This is a genomic window from Streptomyces sp. NPDC057253 (assembly GCF_042669125.1).
Taxonomy (GTDB): Bacteria; Actinomycetota; Actinomycetes; order Streptomycetales; family Streptomycetaceae; genus Streptomyces.
Window position 1 is genome coordinate 1 of the sequence record NZ_JBHUXV010000289.1, and the last position, 2,408, is coordinate 2,408.

Annotated in this window: 2 protein-coding genes; one reads left to right on the forward strand and one right to left on the reverse strand. The window is 65.7% G+C overall.

Translation table 11 applies throughout. The features are described 5' to 3' along the window. Nucleotides 1–43: 43 nt before the first annotated feature. On the reverse strand, nt 44–526 hold the full coding sequence (locus tag ACFULQ_RS49000) for a DUF4913 domain-containing protein (protein WP_383558320.1): 483 nt from the start codon (nt 524–526) through the stop codon (nt 44–46). Nucleotides 527–714: 188 nt separating this feature from the next. On the opposite strand from ACFULQ_RS49000, the gene ACFULQ_RS49005 reads away from it, so the two are divergent. Further along, nucleotides 715–2,343, forward strand: coding sequence for a hypothetical protein (locus tag ACFULQ_RS49005; RefSeq protein ID WP_383558323.1), 1,629 nt, complete (start codon nt 715–717; stop codon nt 2,341–2,343). The last annotated feature ends 65 nt before the right edge of the window (nt 2,344–2,408 follow it).

Sequence of the window (2,408 nt, forward strand, 5' to 3'; positions counted from 1 at the left end):
GACCGTCAGGGTCCGCCCCTCGTCGTCGCGTACCCGGCGTCCGTCAGTCCTTGCCGGGCGGTTGAGGCGGCGGACCGAACGGATCGACCAGGTCGACGGGCGGAGCCTGCTTCGAGCGGTGCGAGCCCGGCTTGCAACCGGCGAAGGGGCCTGCCGGGTCCCGCAGGATCTGCATGGTCGGGTTCAGGTAGTCGCGGTGCCAGCCGGCAGGCCCGGTCATGCCGGACTCGGAGGCGGTGTCGCTCAACTCCGCCCAGGCGAGCCACAGCCCGTGCAACTGGGCCACCGCTTCCGGGTGCTCCCACCAGCGGGAGCACCACGGGGCGTGGGAGGTGACCTCGCGGCCGTAGACCGGCAGCAGCACGTGATGTACCCACAGGGTCAACTGGCGCAGCGACCGGCCGTATTCGGACCCCTCCGAATAGAGGATGAACTTCGGCGTGGAGGGCTGTTCCGGGGCCTCGGCACGGGATCCCTCCGGCGCGTGTGTCCGGAGCCCAGCGTCGGATGTGGGGACCGTCGTCATGGCTGTCCTCTCTGACGTGCGGTGGTGAAGGGCGGCTCTTTTTCTGGCTGCAACGCATGGGCCCGGCACCCGGTTCACCGAATTCCGTGACGAGCTGAACCGCTAGGCGGCGGGGGCCCGTTGAAACACCGTGACCGCCCTTGCGGCGGGATCGGATCAGCCGAATCTCCGAAGAGGAGGGCCTCGCCATGGTGGCGACGTTCGATCGGGCTCAATTCAACGCGGATGAAACAGCCGTAAGAAAACGGCTGGAGAAGTACGGGCTGCACAAGGACCCCACGTTCATGCGGGCGTTCGACGGCTATATGCACCAGCTGTCGGAGAACGGTCGTTGGATCGAGCAAGGGCACATACCCAACGAGAACTGGGCCGGCACCGCTGCGGACGACCTGATGGCCCAGTTCGACCGCCTGAACGCGCTGCACGTCCCGGCGCAGAAATGGAAGGACGCGTACCAGGACTACAAGAAGGACATCAGCAAGGCCGGGCGTTTCACCAGCTCGTTCACCACCAAGCTGACGCAGATCGCAAACGAGGCCAGGCGGCACAAGTACCTGTGGAGCAAGACGGAACCGTACTATCCGGCGAAGAAGGCGGCGGCGGACGGTGGCATGATTCTGGAGACCTCGCCTCCCGGAAAGATCCTCAACGGGAAGAACTTCGGTTTCGGGTCCTGGTCGGACGCTCCGGTGCAGGCCCGCCTCTGGACGCAGATGTCCGACCACTACGTGGACGGCGCCGAAGGGCCGGGACCGGTCAAGGCGATCATGCTCGGCGGGCGGGTGGCGGGCAGCGTGCTGTCGCGGTACGAGTGGCCGCACCTGGAGAGGATGATCAAGGAGGGGAAGGTTCCCCACATGCACGTCAAGCTGATGGGGTGGAGGAACGAATCGGAGGACTCGGCCAATTGGTCGCTGACGACAAGGGACAGTTTCAACGTTCACTCCCAGGGAACGTTCGACCGGATTCCGTCCCCGGACTCTGACTTCGCGGACAAGCAGAACCGGTGGCGTGGCAAGGAGAAGGCACGCAACGCCAGCAGTTCGTCCAGTTCTCCGAGCAGTTCAGGAAAGAGCAGCTCGTCCGGCGGCGCACTGCTCGAAAGCTTCCACCAGGTGTTCGACGATCCGACCGCGGTCGTGTGTTTGTCGGACCCGTACGCCGACGGAGCGGATATCTCGGTAAGTCCGGAAGAACTGTCCAGGGCATCATCCGGTGGCGGTGTTCTGCTCAGCACCGAGGGGTTGACGGGAGACGACCTGACCAGGGTGAACGTCCTGAACGAGATGGCCGCGCTGGAAGCGGGCAAGCAGTCGCTGAGGGAGAAGATCGCGCACTTCGAGATGCAGCAGCAGCGGCGGATCAGTGCGGCCACCGAGGCATGGAACGCCGAGCAGCTGACCCAGGACATGTCCAGGATGTCCCCCTACGGTCCTTCCAGCGGGGACATCTCTCCGCGGACGGCAGTTCCCCGCACCGGGTACTTCCCTCAGACGACGGCGCCGGTCCAGGGCATCCAGAACTTCAACCCCACTGCCGGGACCTACGACACCAGGGGGTACGCCACCTCCAATTCCTCGGGAGGCGTGCCTCTGGGAAGTGCCTCCTCCTACTCCGACTCCTCGGGAGGCGTTCCTCTGTACTCGTCCTCGGAGGGCGGAGTATCGGTGGGGAACAGGACTCCCAGTCCGAAGGAGTTCGAACAGCCGGCGCCGGCTGCATCGGCCTCCAAGCCGAAGAAGAGCGGGGGTGGCAAGAAGGAGCCGTCCGCCGCGTTGAAGTGGCTCGCGGGGGCGTCGAAGGGACCCCGCCGCTGACCACCCGCCCCTCACGGCCGGCACAGTCCAGGAAATGACGAAGGGGTGGGGCGGCGAGACCTTGT